The sequence below is a fragment of the Psychrobacter sanguinis genome (assembly GCF_020736705.1).
Taxonomy (GTDB): domain Bacteria; phylum Pseudomonadota; class Gammaproteobacteria; order Pseudomonadales; family Moraxellaceae; genus Psychrobacter; species Psychrobacter sanguinis.
Genome location: NZ_CP085990.1, coordinates 2,362,349 through 2,378,204, shown reverse-complemented (window position 1 = coordinate 2,378,204; position 15,856 = coordinate 2,362,349). Strand labels below are relative to the sequence as shown.

Here is a 15,856-nt window from a genome sequence, read left to right as displayed (position 1 = left end):
TAATGTTGTTAAAGTATCAACTTTTTAATTGAAAATTTAATATTCATAGCGCTCTATATGTTTAACCTCTTATTCTCACTTTAATAAGAGAAACCATACCAACATAATAAATACAGTTTTTTTCTATTTTTTTGAGCATCAGGACATAATATGACCAGCCTACACACCGAAACACTTTTTGATGAAACCGAAACTGTGAATAGTAAACAAATCTCTGTTTTAAAGAAGCATTTCCCTCAATGCTTTGATAAGCATGGTCATTTTCAGCCTGAAAAGATGATGGAGGTTGTAAAAGCTAATGAAGTGGAGATAGTCAAAGAATCTTATAGTCTGAATTGGCTGGGTAAGTCTTATGCAAGGTTACTAACCAATCTGCCTCCTCAAGGACTGTTAAAGCCTGATACAGAGCATAATTCAGCACCTCAGAATAGTGAGAGTGAGAACTTACTGATAAAAGGTGACAACCTTGAGGTATTAAAGCATTTGGTAAATGGCTATCGTGAGCAAATCAAGATGATCTACATTGATCCGCCTTACAATACTGGATCGGATGGGTTTGTTTATCAAGACAGCTTTAAGTTTTCAGTGGATGACTTAAGTCGCCTAGCTGGCATTGATAAGGCTGAGGCAGAGCGTATTCTGAGCTTTAATGCTAAGGGCTCAAATAGTCATAGTGCTTGGCTGACTTTTATGTACCCAAGGCTTTATATAGCCCGTGAATTGCTTAAAGAAGATGGCGTTATTTTTATCAGTATTGATGATAATGAACAGGCACAGCTGAAGCTTGTATGTGATGAAGTTTTTGGAGAAGAAAATTTTATTGCAAATACAGTTAGGGTAAGTAATTCAATGAAAAATAATGCTTCTCACCTTTCAGTTACACATGATTATACTATGGTATATGCAAAGCAGAAAAATGCGACAAGCAAAGACTGGAAGATCAGAAAAAGAAATATTGATGACTTTGTCAAAATTGTGAATAGATTAAAAAAACAAGGTACATCTAATTCTGAAATTGAATCAGAACTTAAAGCGTTGGTTAAATATCCTAAGTATTATGATTTTGATCACTACTACTATTGTGATGATAGAGGAGTTTACAGAACTGATAACTCAGGTGGTGTCGATAATGGTAACTTTGAAAGCGATATTCTACATCCTGTAACTAATAAACCTTGTAAGAAGCCAGCCAAAGGGTGGCGTTATAATCAAAAAACTATCGATAAGATGCTTGATGAAAATATGTTTCATTTTGGGACTGATGAAGGAACTATACCTTTACCAAAAAGGTACTTAAATGACTATACTCATACAGTTCCAATAGGTGTAGGTTTTTACGATACTCAGATTGATACAAATTTTTTCAAGTCTAATTCAATTTATTTTGACTTTCCTAAACCTAAAGATTATATAGTGTCTTTGCTTGAAATGGTTACATCTAATCAAGATATCATACTGGATTTCTTTGCTGGCTCAGCTACTACAGCTCATGCAGTTATGCAATTGAATTCTGATAATAGTGAAAATCGCAAATATATCTGTATACAATTAGATGAACCAACTGACCCTAAAAAACCGGCTTATAAAGCGGGCTTTAAAAGTGTATTCGATATTACAAAAGATCGTATTGAAAAGTCTGCTATTAGTATTGCCAATGAAAAACCTAGCTTTGAAGGTGACCTGGGATTTAAAGTTTATGAAAGTACCAATGATTTCCGCCCCAAAATAGATGATGATTTTGAAGTTGCTAATGAAAGCCTGTTTGATGACATGGTGCTTAGTGATGAGCAATATCAAGCACTACTGACCACATGGATGTTATATGACAATAACCATCTAACTCAGCAAATTGAAGATATAGATCTGCAAGGCTATAAAGCTCACTTAGTTGATAAAGGCTTATATCTAATCGATTCTGGCTTCAGAACAGAAAGCTTAAAGCACCTGCTTGATAAGCTAGACACAGATAAAAGCTTTGCGCCAAATAGAATCATTGTTAATGGGTATAACTTCGATACAGCTATGCAAATGGAGTTAAATGAAGCAATTAAAAGCTATCAAAATAAAAAGTCGATTAATATCAATATCATCGTTAGATACTAAGTTATGAAATAGCAGTATTTGATAGCACATTTGACCCTTTAATTGAGCATACGAGAGATATTATGGCAGGCTTTAACTTTGAACCAAACTTACCACATCAAGAAAAAGCAATTATTGCACTGCTTAAGTCTTTTTCGAATGTGCAGTTTGACCCATCAACAGACTATACTGTCAAACAATATATAAACCCCAAGATTAGCTATAACCACACTGTTCTAGCCAATGACATTGAGCAAGTGCAACAAGACAATGGCATCTTTGGTAAAGACAAGCGCAGTGACGACTTAGTGTTTGATATCTCAATGGAGACAGGCACGGGTAAGACCTACACCTATACCAAGACCATTTATAAGCTGAATGAAATATATGGACTGTTTAAGTTCATCATTGTCGTTCCGACCTTATCTATCAAGGCAGGTACGGTAAACTTTTTAAAAAGTGATGCACTTCGTGAGCACTTTCGTCATGACTTTCAGGGTGAGTTCCATGACAAGCAAATAGTGACTTATGTCGTTGAAAGCAAAAAAAAGAAAAAAGGCAGTAAGTCTTATATGCCTGAGTCTGTGACTCAGTTTGTTAATGCCAGTAATGGTGATAAAAGTAAGATCCACGTCTTAGTTATTAACCAAGGTATGATTAACTCACCGACGATTCAAGAAGATCGGTTTGATACAGCCTTGCTAGGTGAAAAGTACGATAAAGCGATAGATGCATTAGCAGGTATCAACCCTGTTGTCATCATTGATGAGCCCCATAAATTCCCTCAAAGTGGTAAAACGTGGCAAAGTATATCTAATCTGCAAGCACAGTTTACAATTCGCTATGGCGCTACTTTTAACGATGAATACAAGAATCTGATTTATCATCTGACAGCTGTTGATGCCTTTAACCAAGATCTTGTGAAGGGTGTAACGGCTTATATTGAGACCATGTCAGGCAATGATAATGCTAAGCTAACGCTGAAGTCTTTAGATGGTAAAGAGGCTGTCTTTGAACTCAGTGAAAATGGCGTTAAGACTCGTAATACATTAAGAGAGAATGACTCATTGTCTACTGTTCATTCAGCGATACACAGTTTAAATATTGAGAAGCTGAATAAAACAACGCTTGTACTTAGTAATGGTATCGAGCTTAAAAAAGACGAGAGTATCAATCCTTACTCTTATCATGAGTCTTTGCAAGACAGCATGATGCAAAAAGCCATTAAAGAGCACTTTAAACTTGAGCGAGACCTACTAACTCGTAACCCTAAGATTAAGCCATTAACTTTGTTCTTTATCGATGATATCGAAGGATATAGGGATGGTAATGAGTTAGCTGGTAGCTTGAAAACACGCTTTGAGGCTTGGGTATTGGCTGAGGCTAAAGCTTATTTAGCGAAAGAAACAGATCCGTTTTACAAGCAGTATCTTGAGCAAACAATTGCAGATGTCAGCTTAACTCACGGTGGTTACTTCTCAAAAGACAATACAGGTAATGACGAGAAGATTGAAGCTGAAATTAACGACATCTTACATGATAAAGAAAGCCTATTATCACTCGATAACCCTAGACGCTTTATCTTCTCGAAGTGGACATTGCGAGAGGGTTGGGATAATCCAAACGTTTTCCAGATTTGTAAATTACGTTCCAGTGGTAGCAAGACCTCTAAGCTACAAGAGGTAGGCCGTGGACTACGTTTACCTGTGAATGAGCATATGGCGAGAGAGAAAACAGATGACTTTCGTCTAAACTACTATGTTGATTTTACGGAAAAAGACTTTGTTCAAGAGTTGACTCAAGAGATTAACGAAACTGCCGTATCAGAAGTTGAGCCAGAATTATTAACTAACGACTTAGTTGAACAAATTAAAGGCTTTTATGAGGTCTCTAAAAGAGAGCTTAGTAACCAGTTATATGATCAGAGTTTAATCGATGATGATGAGAAGTTCTTAGAAGGTGGCTATCAGGCACTCAAAAATCTATATCCCAATGCTTTTGCCCAGAAGCTGAAAAAAGGTAAGATTGTTGATAAGAGCAAAGAAAATACGAAAGCTAAAACCAAAGTCAGAATCGGTAAGTATGAAGAGCTTAAGGAGCTTTGGGAGCTTATTAACCAAAGAGCCATTTTAGAATATCAGTTTGATAGTGAAGATGCGTTTTATGAAAACTTACTGATGGATTATCTCCAGCAGGAAGTGATGGCTGATAACTTTGACAAAACAGGCTTAGTGACTAAGGTGTCTGAGCTATATATTCATAATAACCAAGCTGGCTATCAAGACGTATATGGTAATGAAGAGAACTTCGTAAAACTCAGCACCATGAGCTATGGAAGCTTTTTACGCCAACTGTCCGAGAAGACTTATATTAAGCTACCGACGCTGCATAAGGCCTTTGTTAACCTAAGGCAGATGCAAGATAAGGGTGAGAAAGTTTTAGATATCAGCAACTATCTGAATATTCAAACCATCCGTAAATTGGTAGATGGTATTAGATTATATATCTTCCAAAATGCGATGCAAAAGTTTGAAATTGGCTACAACATTATCTCCAACCAAGTACATCCCACAAGCTATACAGATACTAAGGGTGAGCCTTTAGCGGAGGTCAACGCTAGTCAACTAGGTGTGCATTACGATGACGGCAAGCCGAGTGATGATTTTCTGTTTGAAGATGTGTTTTATGACTCGTCCCTAGAGATGAAAAACATCAAGGAAAAGATTAAACACGTTACCGTATTTAGTAAAATTCCTAAAAACTCGATCAGGATACCCATATCAGGTGGTGGCACGTACTCACCTGACTTTGCGTACGTTGTTGAGACTAAAGAAGGTAAAACCTTAAATCTAATTATAGAGACCAAGGATGCTAAATCATCTGATAACTTGAGAGCAGAAGAAAATCGCAAAATTAAGCACGCAGAACTGTTATTTTACAAGATGCAAGACGAGGGGTTGAGTGTTAGTTTTAGCACTCAGTTTAAGGATGATCTCGTTAAGGATATTATTAACGAAGCACTGGAGCGCGATAAATGAATGAGAGCTTGTTTAAAGTAAGCCCTATCAGCCTACATTGTTTGACCAAAAAGTAAGGTGCTTTTCAAAAAAGCACCTATTTTTTAAAAAGCTAAATATTATGCTATCAAGGTGTAAGTGATTAATTGATTATACTAGAAACTAGTCTGGTTTTTTGAAAGACTCTAAGGGGTGTTTATTGGCAAGTGTGGATTGGTATTCATTATAACTATCTGCCTACTTTATTATTGATTTGTTTCAAAGACTTAGCAATAGATTTTAGCGACTCTCTAACATCTTTTTCAAAAAGAGATTCGCTTATATCCACCCCTTCAAAAGCAGTAACATCTATTACGAACTTACTTTTAATCTTTTCCTTCCTTAATTGCAAGCTATTACGGCTAAAAAATACAACCTCTAATTCTAAGGGCCTTCCATTCAGCGCCTCTCTGAGACCACCAAGTTGCCCCCAAGAATAAACTAACTTTTCATCTGGAAACAAAATAGGAAACCCGTTAATAAAAGCACCAGAATTATATACTTTCGATGGTTGCTCTAAACCAGTAATTCCATAAGCCTGCTTAGGAATACCGACTGGGCAAATAAATCTGATATCCCTGGCAATACCTTTACCTATATTATGTACTACTAAGTTAATGACTGTAGGTCTTTTTTTATCTACCTGTGCATATACAACAACATCTGCGACAGAATTATTGTAGTAAACAGCATAAGCAACAATTAAAGACAGCAAGGCAATGGCAAATGTCAATATTTCTATCATCCGTAACTCTTTTAATTTTTCATCATATTCTAAAATCAATACAATCGCTATCAGAATCTCTAGCGCAACTATATCATTGCTAAACTGGTACTTAAAGAATCCTTTTATTTATCTTCCTGAATTGATAAGTACTAAAAAAGAGTAAAAGCCACTACTCAAAGTAGTGGCTTTTCTTTCAACACTCTCTGAAAATCAAGTTTCTTTACTTTTACCTATGCGGCGAATCCAAAGCTCGCTAACACCTTTGTTGAAAGCATCTTCAACGGTTAAGTAATCAGGGTTGTTGATATCGCGCCCCAACATACCAGGGTAGCTTAAATTATTGACTTTAAATGGTTTGTCAGTACGGCCACGTTTAAAACGACCAATAACCAGCCCGTTTTGAGCTGATGGCACAATAGTTGATTCTGTCTTGTCGTTTACGTCACCACGCTGCACACCCACAGCGGTTGAGATAATTTTGGTTTCAATCATGGTTAGTCCTTAGCTTGAGAATGATAAAGGTCTTAGTTTTTCAAAAGTTACTGGTATTTCTACTAGCTCGCTTCTACTGCTGGCTGATAGCTCAATGTTTGCTGACTTAACACTAACAATCCAAGCCCCTTGTACTGCGACCTTTTGTGGATTTCTGGGATTTAGTAATGCCACTGATAGTTTAAACGCATATTTTTTTGTTTCGTTAACCGTTCCATCGTTGTTAAAGGCAAGCCTGCGGCACGCTAGATACGACTTGGAGATATCGCCTTTGGCTGTCTCGATAAAGGTAATATCCATTTCACTGCTTATTTGCTGCGTCAGATAGTTTGCCTGAATTGACCCTGCGTAAAAGCTATCAGATTCACTCGACCCCAAAGACAATTCTGCATCGGTAGCGAGGTAACAAAGTGTCTGATCTTTAAACCAGGGTATATCCCCTTTATGGCCAAATATATTTTCTATTTTTACTTTGTAAATGGCTTTAATTAACGCATGATGAGCCTTAACCCGCCCATAAATACGCGCGTATTCTTCTAATAATTTACTACTGACAGCAAGATCGGTGTTTGAGTTGGTCTTTTTAGTTGCATTGCTTGCTATATTAAGCGCTATGCCGCCAAAGTCATCACCAGCTGAAAAATCAAAGTCAATTAACTCGTTAACCAAATCCAGCATTATTCATCATCCCAAAATACGTCATCATCTACATCGTCTACTGGTGTCTCATCTTCATCTGACATTGACTGATCGCCTGGCATGCCAGCTTCTTGACCCATCATCCCGCCTTGCTCGCCTGCTCTTGCGGCTAGTCCCACTGCTATACGCTCTGCTAGATTAATATCGGCCCCAAATACGTCCTCTAGCATTAATTGGTTGGTTTCCTTATCAAAGCCTAGTTCCCGAAGACCAGCAAGCGACTGAGCTACAATAGCGAGCGTATTAGCTCTATTTTGCTTGTTGTTAAGCATTTCGGTAGCGGCGGCTGATTGATCTGAGTAAAAGTCGAACTGCCAAGGATATTCTTGAGGCTCGAACCATTCATTATATTTGATGCCCCAGTGTATGCTCATTAAGTGGTTAAATGCGTCAATACAAGCCTGTCTGATTAGCATTGACCGCCTCATAACTTGAGCTGACGTATGGAAGGCTGCACCGTCACCCAGGCCACCTGCCAGCATATCGGCCCAGCCAATTAGTGATAAATCCATACCCAGGCCACCGGCTAAGCGTCGCAAGTTAATCATCAAGATGCCTTCATTCAGTGGTGCTACGCGTTGCGCTAGATCACCCACCGACTGAATAACTTGCTTTTCACCATACTGCGGTAGTACGTGATATTTTGTACCGTACAAAGCCTCACCGCCGTCAAATGCGTCTTGAATTTGATCGCGGTAGCTCTTTAACATTTTAGTTAACGAGCTGATATAGCCTTGTCTTTGTTTGGCTGGCATGCCTTCCATGTTAAGCGTTAAAAAAGCCTGTTTTACGCTGTCTGCAATTTGCTGGTTGTTAAGGCCAGCACGACTAATGGTTACGTCTCTCCATGCGTCCTCAATAGGATATAAGAATGAGCCGCCCACCTCGGAAGGTAGGATTGGGTTGTCGGATCTTAGGTCGTAAACTAGGGTTGTTCTATCCTGCCAAACGTCTAATGCCATTTGCGGTATATTCTCAATACGAGGCATTTTAATTCTAAGCATTTGCTCTAAAGATAGCTTGGCAATGGTTCGTTGCTTATCTTCATCTTCTAAGGCGTGGAAACCAATAGTACGCCCTGCCTGCTCAAATGGCATGATTAGTGAAGGCTGCGTAAAGCGGTTGTTCATCAAATCAAGCACGCCACGACGCTCATCTGTATAAATACGAGCGTAGCTATCACCATAAGCAATAGCTTGGCGTGCCAATGAAAATACGTGTCGATTAATGATAGGTGCGATATGTTTAGCTTCACGCTCAACCTTTTTTCTAAGCTCTGAGGCTCTGCGGCCCCCTTCTCTGATGTGATCGCTTGGTGTAATAAAAATCATGTCACCGGTTGATTCATGACCACCTAAAGCCGCTGTAACATGCAAGCTTAGCGCCTCTGAAATTTGAGGGTCAGCCTGCATTATTTCCCACATCGTATAAATCTGTCTGCGAGTACGTGGCTGTTTTGCCTTGTGATGAAAGGTGCCAAGCTCAAATGGATTGGTAGCTTCATAACTACGATCTACATCGTCAATAGTAGGCATTTGCTCTGATATTCGAGCCTGTCTATCATCAATTAAAAAGCTTGCTAGACGTTTTCTAAAATTCATTATTCAAGCCCTTATGTTGGTCCAGAAGTTGAGCTGCCACCACTTCTAACACCGCCGTGAACGTGGCCTTTTAGTGATATACCGCCACCAACTACGTCATTACTTGCTGACATAGTGCCTTGAGTTTTGATATTGCCTTTGGCCTCCATAGCTCCATCGGCGGTAATGCCGCCACTGGCTGATATATTGCTGCTAGTTGAGACATTGCCCTTAACAGACATGGTGCCCGATGTGCTTTGGTTGCCAGTATGGTTAATTTGAGCCTTAACATTCATGTTATCGGCCGTTATAGATACTGTACTTGCGTCAATGGTCACGCTTTGGGCCTGCATTTGTATTAGGTCTTTTGCTGTCAAAGTAATACGAGCTTTTGCCAGCAATTCAATGTTTTGCTGCCTTATGCGGCGAACATCAATAACCGCCTGGCCACCGCCATGACGACGGTAAAAAGCAATTACTGGCATTGATGTATCGCCTTGTTCAAAAAATACCCATACGTCGGCACCTGGTAGCAATTCACGCTCGGTATCAAGATCATCATCACCGATTGGATAAGCCACCATAGCTGTAATGCCTTCGGGTACCCCATCGGTTAGGCCAGCTATTGTCACATTGGCCGTCCGATACGCCTTGTCATAAGAAACAAGCTTGGCTGGGTGAAAGTATGGTGATATTACGCTCATTTCTCGCCCTCTAATTGTGCAAGCCACGCTTGAGTGGCCATTATCGGCCTGCCACCTAAAGCCCCGGTGTCATAGCGATGGGCTGCTGTTAGAACCACCAAATTGTCTTGGCTAAGCCCATCATCAATAGTGATTAACCTGCCAGCTGTTATTTGATCATCAAGCTGTCTCACCATTTTGGCCCTAGTTACTAAAATGCGACGTAAGTTTTGTAATTCTCTTGCGTCTGCTCTTGGGTAATAGCCTACTTGCTTGTTGCTAAATGGCGCCCCTAAAATATCTGATCCGTTATCATCAATTGATAAGAAGTTGGTATTGCCATGTGATAACACATGAGGACTATCTATCCACTGTAAGGCGCTACGATCGTAAACTGCTGCCTCACCTTTGAATAAGTCATTAATCCTCACAACAGACATACCGCCGTCTCTATATAACGATACGGCCGCCTCTTTTTGTAAGGCGATTGCTATTCTTTTTGTCGGTAGCTGGCCTTTTAAGCATATAAATTGATTTAACTTGATATCGTTTTCAAGCCTAATCTTTGCACCCAAGCCACGATAAACCTCGTTAAAGCTTGTATTGTTTAATGAGGTAGCCCTACTAGCTACACTTAGCAGCGGCTCGCAACCAGACAATACAGCAATAATAATTAATCCACCTACGCGCTTGCCTGCTTTAACCGCTTGCATGTTTATATGCTGCGATTTAACGATCGTTAAGCTCGTACCCTCGCCGGCAATCAGCTTATCGCCTATCTTTAACAGCTCTCTTAGCTCGTCAGTAGCCTTAACCACCAGCTCAAGAGACACGGGAACTGGTACCAAGTCAGTACGATAAATCGCACTGATTAAGTCTCCCCCGCCGATAGTTGAGCCGTCTGATAAAACTATTTTCACTTCCACCAACCGTTATAGTTAATTTCAATACTTTGCAAGCTATTAAACGTGCTATTGCCTTGCTTAGCCTCAAGATCGGCCGTGCTATCAACGCTAAAAGGGTGTGTATTAAACGCCTCCCTTTTCATTTCCATCATAGCTTCCCTATGATTTTGGTAGGCCTCGCTTGAGCTCATGCCAACTGGCTGAACCCCTAAGTTTTGCGCACCTTCCATACGCCTAGCCTGAATGAGGTCGCATCTAGCCACAACAACAGGCCTGATAATACTCCATTCGTCGTTGTAGATATTAGTTGTGCTATCAATTAGCAGCGTATAGGTATCATCTTTATCATCAAGATCATACGCACGTAACGCGCCTCCCCATGCTAGGTAATCACGGCAAACATCAACAATAATACGCTCTACATCACTTTCAAGAAGTGAGTAGCCTGTGGTATATAACTCTTCATAGAATCGAGTGGCGATACTTTTGATATCGCCCTCGATATAGCTATCTTGTCTGCTAGTAAACATAGCCGCTTACCTTAACCAAAGATAGTTGTACCACCAATGGTAGAAACTGGCTTATAGCCACCAAAAGCGTTTAGTGCGTTGGTTAATAGGCCGGCAAGTTTGTTAGCAGTACCAGCACCGATATCACCAGTTTGGCCAAAATAGTTATAACGACAAGTTACTTGAACTTGTAGAATCTGGCTGCGGCTTGCTGAATCAATCTCACCACCACCATCAGGGAAAGTGATAGCACAGTCTTTAAGTAAGTATTCCGTCTTGCCTTTAATCTCGTTGCCATCGGTAGCAAACCCATCATAAACACGTACTAACGGGATTTCGCCATTGTGTTTAATAACGATATCTTCTGCAAACTTAGCAATGGTACCTGATTCAGTCTCAATCATTGTCCACTGGCCTTCAAAGTTTGTTTTAGGAGGCGCTGTAACGTGGGCCTGGAAGCCGTAAGCATAATCTGCATCGGCTGGCTCGTGGTTGGTGATCATAGGACGTTGGAAGTTTTGGATAAGGATGTAAAGGTTTTCATAACCTTCAGGCTTACAAATTGCGTTACAAGCCAGCATAGCTGAGCCCAAAGACTTGGCCAGCTCGTGCATTTGAGAATAGGCTTGCAAGGTAGGTGATGAACTTTTCATGGAAATAACCCTAATCAATAATAAGTGATAGGGTTATTTTGAGGTATAAAGGGATTGAGTTTTTAGGGGTGTTCCACCTAAAAAGGCGATAGATAAGCCACATGATAGCGATAACCGCCAACTGCGACAGCTACATCCACTTGGCCAAATTCGTTAGAAACAGCAATTTCTGGCACGATATGCCACGGAACCAGCTTTTCTAAAACAGGGGCAATGTCTGAAATATCGCTATTATTATCATCAAGGGTTAACGCGATACGTACACGGCTAGTCAAAAATGAGCCTGGCATCTCTTTTTCACTTACTGCTACTGGGTAAGAGTTTGCCAGCTCTTTTGAGTGCCAAAGTCTTAGAACCCTGTTATTACCTGGGAATAACATATCTAGGACGAACTGCAAAAAAGCCAAGCCACGGCCACTGGTCATAGCCTGCCAGCTAGACAAAATCATGGCCATAATATCAGTTGATAGCCCGTCTGCATCCTGCCTCAGGATAACCAAGCCATTAAGCTTGCTGAATCGTTCGATAACAACAGGACTACTTTCAAGCCATGGGGTACCATAACTATTCATATCTACCAAGTTTTCAAGCTCATATTCTTTGATTAGCTTGGTAAAGATGCCAGAAATCGCCTCATCGAGCTCATTTGCCTTATGGCTTTCTTGTACTGTTCTAGTAAAGTCGGTAGCTTGTAAGTTGCTTGTTTTACCCATTTTACAAAGTCCAAATGGCTGTGCCAGTATCGGCCGTTCTTGTCATATTGATAGTGATGCTATCTTCTGTAATATAGGCCCATTCATGCGGTTTAATAGGATTTTCAGCGGTATCTTCTGTTAATACAGAAAAATCACTAATACGGTCCTGGAAGGCTGTAATATCACTTCTGATCTTAATGGCAATCTCTTGTTTGTTAAAGCCGTCTGGGTTGTGATAGCTGGAAGACAGCGAGCCCTTACCAAAGTTTTCAAGCAGCAACTCTTTAATTTGAGTCTTCACTGAGTCCATATCATGCACCGAAGCCAAACGGCCAGCAATGGTGATTTTATAAGGTCTTTCTTTAACCTCTTTAATGTAAACCTTGCCATCTAACAGCGTATCAGCATTGGCCACCAGCTTTTTAATATCTTCTACCAGCGCCTTTTGCTCAATCTTGTTTTTAGCTACCACGGTTAAAAACAGATGGTTAATTGCGTCTAACGAAGCTCCATAGTGCTTCTCATTGATCGTTTCATTCCAAATGGCCATGTAATCAAACCGCTGCATAAAGTGCTTTCTAACCAGAAAGTCAAAGTTACCCATGAAAACGGCGTTATGGTCATACATTGACGGGTAGCTGGCAAGTAGTCGCATTTGAGCCACACTTAACGGATCTGCACCAGCTCGCACAAGCTCGCCAGCCTTAAAGTACATATTGAGCTTACTTTCTTCTGTGGCATATATCTCGCTCAAGGCTGCACTGCTTAGGCTTGTTTGATCAACATATCCATAGCTTTGGGTGATTGCGATCTCGAAAGTATCGCCAGCTTGAACCGTTGCCCCTGCACGTTCAGAATCACCAAAAACAATGGTTATATCCTCAAGGTTATGGCTCTGCAAGGTATAAACAGACTGACCAACTCCAGCGTTCATAAATTTTGGTGTGTATTGATAGGTAACGCCTAGGGTGGCGTTAACAACCGATAAGCCTGAAAAGTAAGCCCCATCGGTCGTTGATATATCCAAGCGATAAAACGACTCGCTAACAGGTATAGTCGTTTCAATGTAGTTTATGGTGCTTTGCTCTGCCAAAACCTTTTTAGTCTCACCTTCTGCTAATGTGATTGAGGACATAAGCCGCCATTGTCTGCCGGTACCATCTTCAATTAAGCGGCCCTGGCTTAAACTCACCTTTTCAGAACCATTGTTTTCAATGGTCAGCATGTGCTGGCAAGGTGTGGCAACTGGCAATATACCCTTGTTAATTGCGTCTGCAATGATGGTACTTTGCTTAGACTTGATAAATGGCTCTGTGATGTTAACTGCGTTGTCACGTGATAGCCACAATACAGTTTCCACGATAGAGGTCATCATAGCTCTTACCGTGGGGTCGCCAGCTCGCCAGCGTTCTGCAACTTCTGGGTAGTCGTTTAAGTGGCTATCTATGCTTGATAGTATCTTTTTTCTTAACTGGTTACTTGGCACTGACATTGTAGTAATCCTGGTCGATATCGGTTATTGGGTTATCATTCAATTGAATATCGATATTGCCAATAGATAAGACAACGTTAATCTTGTCAAATCCTACTGTTTCAACAGATATACTCAACTGTTCTTCATCTAATGTACCTATTATCGGTATATCGGCCCTAAGCTTTCTCAAAAAATCATCCGCCGTATCAGCTGATAATTCTTTTAATAACATTGCCTTGGCATCGGCACCGTAGCCTTGAGCAAAATAACCATTAGGCGGCGTGTCCAACCAATGAATAATCATTTGTCTAATGTGTTCAGCGGTAATCACTTAATACGCACCTCTGATAGCGGGGTGTTAGGGCCTGGCAGTTTGAATTTAGCCCTAGTCTTTTTGGCGGTGCTGATAAGCTTTGAGGCATCAACAAATCTTGAGTTTTTAACGCAAATTAATAACATATCAAGCCATACAAAAGACGATCCTAGAATGGCCATAATAACCAGCAAGCCAGCACCGCCAACGCCCCATGACTGCGATATAACCATGACAGCATAAAAACGCCACAATAAGAACATAAGCAATATTAAAAGCGGCACGCTCAACAATACAGATTGACGCAAGGTTTGACCGATAGCCACGGCCAATGTATTGCTATCAATAACCTTATTGAGTAGCTTTAATCTGCTAAGGATATCCACATACAAGTAAAACATCATAATCATTAACATGCCGCTTAAAAAAAAGTCTACTATATAGGCGTTTTGCATATCACTACCTTACGCTGCGTTCTGCTCTTTTACTTTCTCTAATTGGATCTCAAGGTCTTGTTTTTCTTTACCCTTAACTTCAATCACCTTGTCTAATTCTGCGGCCTCTTCTAACAGTAATTTTAACGTTTGGGCTTTGTTGGCTGGCGCTCTATTACGCTTGGTTCTAGTTACCTGGGCGCGAGCTCGTCGGGCACTAAATCCCTTTTGGCCCTGGCTAACAAGTTTAGCGATCTCGTCAACTGATGCGTTGAATGAGGGCTTATAAGAGTTATCAAAGTCACCCGTAGTCGGCTGTGTTTTACTGTTAATATCAATACGGAAAATATCAAGGCCGTCTGGCTGATCTGATTCAGGGGCTTCTCGAATATAAAGCTTTACAACCTGGCCACCGTCTAAAGCGATATGAACAGGCCTGGCACTGGCACCAGATACCCTTGATACTCTTAAAACGTCAACAACAACCACTTGCTGCCTGGCTGTTTTGGCTAAACGCTTAACAAAGTCGCTGACAAGCGATGTTTTTTGTGTAATCTCTGATAGTTTCATGAAAAAATAACCCCAAACAAATTAAATGATTGGGGTTATTATCGCTTGCTGTTAGCTTTGATTAGTTGGGGTGTTCCAACAAATTACATGCCAACACTGCGGCGGTAGTGACTTGCTTTTAGGCCACGACGCATATTGCGTGCTTTTTGTGGATCAATGTTATAGATATTACGTTGCAATCCTTTAGCAAATGACCTCATACGTTTTTTAACTGCGGTACCCGTTACAGACTTTTTGCGAGCTTTTTTAAGGGCCGCTTTTTGGGCTGCACTCAAGCGGACACTGCCGCCAATACGCTTGTTAACAACCTTGATTTTACCATCACGAACCGCTTTAACTGCCTTATAAGTAACCGTCTTATTACCTACTTTGCGGCGTGTCTTGCGGCCAACTGTTAATGGCTTTTTGGCTGCGTCGTACATATCTTCATCGTCTTCTTCTTTCATCATTGCGTCATAGGTGTCTTCGTCACCGTATGCAAAGATTGAAATAAAGTCGTCTAGCTCGTCGTCTGCTGGCATGTTCTCTAAGATGATTTCTGACGCTGTTTCAATAGCTGCATCTGCAATATCAACATCGCCATCAAACACATCATTAATCAAATCTTCATCAACACCCAAAGTACTCATAGCGTCTGCAATATGCGCTGATAGGATAGTCTTAACAGTTGAGTCGATTTCATCATCATCATCGTCTGGGTCCTCAACAAACGCCTCAAGAATTAGGCTATCAAGAAGCTCGCTTGGTAGTAATTCTTGGTCCTCAAAGTCAACCTCTGACATGATGCCTGCCAGCATAAATGTTACTTGCAGTGCTGCTAAACGCATTTGAGTTGTGGTATGCGTGGCAATGCGCTCATCAATTGGGTCAAACTCAATAGATTCTGCGGCTTGCTTGGCACTATTAGTAGCGTCAAATTGTGACTCTTGACGCTCTAACATGCGATCCTGGTTACGCTCGATAATATGGCTTGATACTAACATT

Annotated in this window: 16 protein-coding genes; 2 read left to right on the top strand and 14 right to left on the bottom strand. The window is 40.7% G+C overall.

What is annotated here, in order from left to right; genetic code table 11:
* The first annotated feature begins 150 nt into the window (after nucleotides 1-150).
* Together LK453_RS10065 and LK453_RS10060 are read left to right on the top strand one after the other, a co-directional pair.
* Nucleotides 151-2,103: a site-specific DNA-methyltransferase gene (locus LK453_RS10065; RefSeq protein WP_201541669.1), complete on the top strand. Its 1,953-nt coding sequence runs from the start codon at nucleotides 151-153 to the stop codon at nucleotides 2,101-2,103.
* A 62-nt stretch (nucleotides 2,104-2,165) separates the two neighbouring features.
* Nucleotides 2,166-5,120: a type III restriction-modification system endonuclease gene (locus LK453_RS10060; RefSeq protein ID WP_201541671.1), complete on the top strand. Its 2,955-nt coding sequence runs from the start codon at nucleotides 2,166-2,168 to the stop codon at nucleotides 5,118-5,120.
* A 208-nt stretch (nucleotides 5,121-5,328) separates the two neighbouring features.
* Here the strand turns inward: LK453_RS10060 and LK453_RS10055 are convergent, their stop codons facing one another.
* The 14 genes from LK453_RS10055 to LK453_RS09990 all read right to left on the bottom strand — a co-directional run bounded on the left by LK453_RS10055 (nucleotide 5,329) and on the right by LK453_RS09990 (nucleotide 15,855).
* Nucleotides 5,329-5,883 carry a hypothetical protein gene (locus LK453_RS10055; RefSeq protein ID WP_201541673.1) on the bottom strand — a complete coding sequence of 185 codons (555 nt, stop codon included), beginning with the start codon at nucleotides 5,881-5,883 and terminating at the stop codon, nucleotides 5,329-5,331.
* Between the two features lie 192 nt (nucleotides 5,884-6,075).
* A complete protein-coding gene (locus tag LK453_RS10050; protein ID WP_007395047.1) occupies nucleotides 6,076-6,357 on the bottom strand; it encodes a hypothetical protein in 282 nt (93 codons plus the stop codon).
* A 9-nt stretch (nucleotides 6,358-6,366) separates the two neighbouring features.
* Nucleotides 6,367-7,035: a hypothetical protein gene (locus tag LK453_RS10045; protein WP_201541675.1), complete on the bottom strand. Its 669-nt coding sequence runs from the start codon at nucleotides 7,033-7,035 to the stop codon at nucleotides 6,367-6,369.
* A complete protein-coding gene (locus LK453_RS10040) occupies nucleotides 7,035-8,657 on the bottom strand; it encodes a hypothetical protein (protein WP_201541678.1) in 1,623 nt (540 codons plus the stop codon). The genes LK453_RS10045 and LK453_RS10040 overlap by 1 nt, the downstream gene beginning before the upstream one ends.
* Before the next feature lie 11 nt (nucleotides 8,658-8,668).
* Nucleotides 8,669-9,340, bottom strand: a complete 672-nt coding sequence (locus LK453_RS10035; protein WP_201541680.1) for a hypothetical protein — start codon at nucleotides 9,338-9,340, stop codon at nucleotides 8,669-8,671.
* Nucleotides 9,337-10,239, bottom strand: coding sequence for a hypothetical protein (locus tag LK453_RS10030; RefSeq protein WP_227674377.1), 903 nt, complete (start codon nucleotides 10,237-10,239; stop codon nucleotides 9,337-9,339). The genes LK453_RS10035 and LK453_RS10030 overlap by 4 nt, the downstream gene beginning before the upstream one ends.
* Nucleotides 10,236-10,754, bottom strand: a complete 519-nt coding sequence (locus tag LK453_RS10025; protein ID WP_007395052.1) for a hypothetical protein — start codon at nucleotides 10,752-10,754, stop codon at nucleotides 10,236-10,238. Before LK453_RS10025 ends, LK453_RS10030 begins: the two co-directional genes overlap by 4 nt.
* A gap of 11 nt (nucleotides 10,755-10,765) precedes the next feature.
* Nucleotides 10,766-11,386 (bottom strand): hypothetical protein, encoded by a 621-nt coding sequence (locus LK453_RS10020; protein ID WP_007395053.1) that lies wholly within the window; start codon nucleotides 11,384-11,386, stop codon nucleotides 10,766-10,768.
* A 77-nt stretch (nucleotides 11,387-11,463) separates the two neighbouring features.
* Entirely contained in the window at nucleotides 11,464-12,099 is a 636-nt protein-coding gene (locus LK453_RS10015) for a hypothetical protein (RefSeq protein ID WP_201541682.1), read from the bottom strand.
* 1 nt (nucleotide 12,100) lies between these two features.
* Nucleotides 12,101-13,573, bottom strand: a complete 1,473-nt coding sequence (locus LK453_RS10010) for a hypothetical protein (protein WP_201534931.1) — start codon at nucleotides 13,571-13,573, stop codon at nucleotides 12,101-12,103.
* The gene (locus LK453_RS10005; RefSeq protein WP_007395056.1) at nucleotides 13,557-13,886 is read right to left on the bottom strand and encodes a hypothetical protein; all 330 of its coding nucleotides are present in this window, start codon (nucleotides 13,884-13,886) and stop codon (nucleotides 13,557-13,559) included. Before LK453_RS10005 ends, LK453_RS10010 begins: the two co-directional genes overlap by 17 nt.
* The gene (locus tag LK453_RS10000) at nucleotides 13,883-14,323 is read right to left on the bottom strand and encodes a hypothetical protein (protein WP_201534932.1); all 441 of its coding nucleotides are present in this window, start codon (nucleotides 14,321-14,323) and stop codon (nucleotides 13,883-13,885) included. Before LK453_RS10000 ends, LK453_RS10005 begins: the two co-directional genes overlap by 4 nt.
* 9 nt (nucleotides 14,324-14,332) lie before the next feature.
* Nucleotides 14,333-14,872 carry a hypothetical protein gene (locus LK453_RS09995; protein ID WP_201534933.1) on the bottom strand — a complete coding sequence of 180 codons (540 nt, stop codon included), beginning with the start codon at nucleotides 14,870-14,872 and terminating at the stop codon, nucleotides 14,333-14,335.
* 83 nt (nucleotides 14,873-14,955) lie between these two features.
* Entirely contained in the window at nucleotides 14,956-15,855 is a 900-nt protein-coding gene (locus LK453_RS09990; RefSeq protein ID WP_201541684.1) for a hypothetical protein, read from the bottom strand.
* Nucleotide 15,856: the final 1 nt, after the last annotated feature.

Excerpts from the sequence above, each read along its gene's own strand:
- LK453_RS10065 (WP_201541669.1), top strand. The coding sequence starts at position 151 with ATGACCAGCCTACACACCGAAACACTTTTTGATGAAACCGAAACTGTG.
- LK453_RS10060 (WP_201541671.1), top strand. The coding sequence starts at position 2,166 with ATGGCAGGCTTTAACTTTGAACCAAACTTACCACATCAAGAAAAAGCA.
- LK453_RS10055 (WP_201541673.1), bottom strand. The coding sequence starts at position 5,883 with ATGATAGAAATATTGACATTTGCCATTGCCTTGCTGTCTTTAATTGTT.
- LK453_RS10050 (WP_007395047.1), bottom strand. The coding sequence starts at position 6,357 with ATGATTGAAACCAAAATTATCTCAACCGCTGTGGGTGTGCAGCGTGGT.
- LK453_RS10045 (WP_201541675.1), bottom strand. The coding sequence starts at position 7,035 with ATGCTGGATTTGGTTAACGAGTTAATTGACTTTGATTTTTCAGCTGGT.
- LK453_RS10040 (WP_201541678.1), bottom strand. The coding sequence starts at position 8,657 with ATGAATTTTAGAAAACGTCTAGCAAGCTTTTTAATTGATGATAGACAG.
- LK453_RS10035 (WP_201541680.1), bottom strand. The coding sequence starts at position 9,340 with ATGAGCGTAATATCACCATACTTTCACCCAGCCAAGCTTGTTTCTTAT.
- LK453_RS10025 (WP_007395052.1), bottom strand. The coding sequence starts at position 10,754 with ATGTTTACTAGCAGACAAGATAGCTATATCGAGGGCGATATCAAAAGT.
- LK453_RS10020 (WP_007395053.1), bottom strand. The coding sequence starts at position 11,386 with ATGAAAAGTTCATCACCTACCTTGCAAGCCTATTCTCAAATGCACGAG.
- LK453_RS10015 (WP_201541682.1), bottom strand. The coding sequence starts at position 12,099 with ATGGGTAAAACAAGCAACTTACAAGCTACCGACTTTACTAGAACAGTA.
- LK453_RS10010 (WP_201534931.1), bottom strand. The coding sequence starts at position 13,573 with ATGTCAGTGCCAAGTAACCAGTTAAGAAAAAAGATACTATCAAGCATA.
- LK453_RS10000 (WP_201534932.1), bottom strand. The coding sequence starts at position 14,323 with ATGCAAAACGCCTATATAGTAGACTTTTTTTTAAGCGGCATGTTAATG.
- LK453_RS09995 (WP_201534933.1), bottom strand. The coding sequence starts at position 14,872 with ATGAAACTATCAGAGATTACACAAAAAACATCGCTTGTCAGCGACTTT.
- LK453_RS09990 (WP_201541684.1), bottom strand. The coding sequence starts at position 15,855 with ATGTTAGTATCAAGCCATATTATCGAGCGTAACCAGGATCGCATGTTA.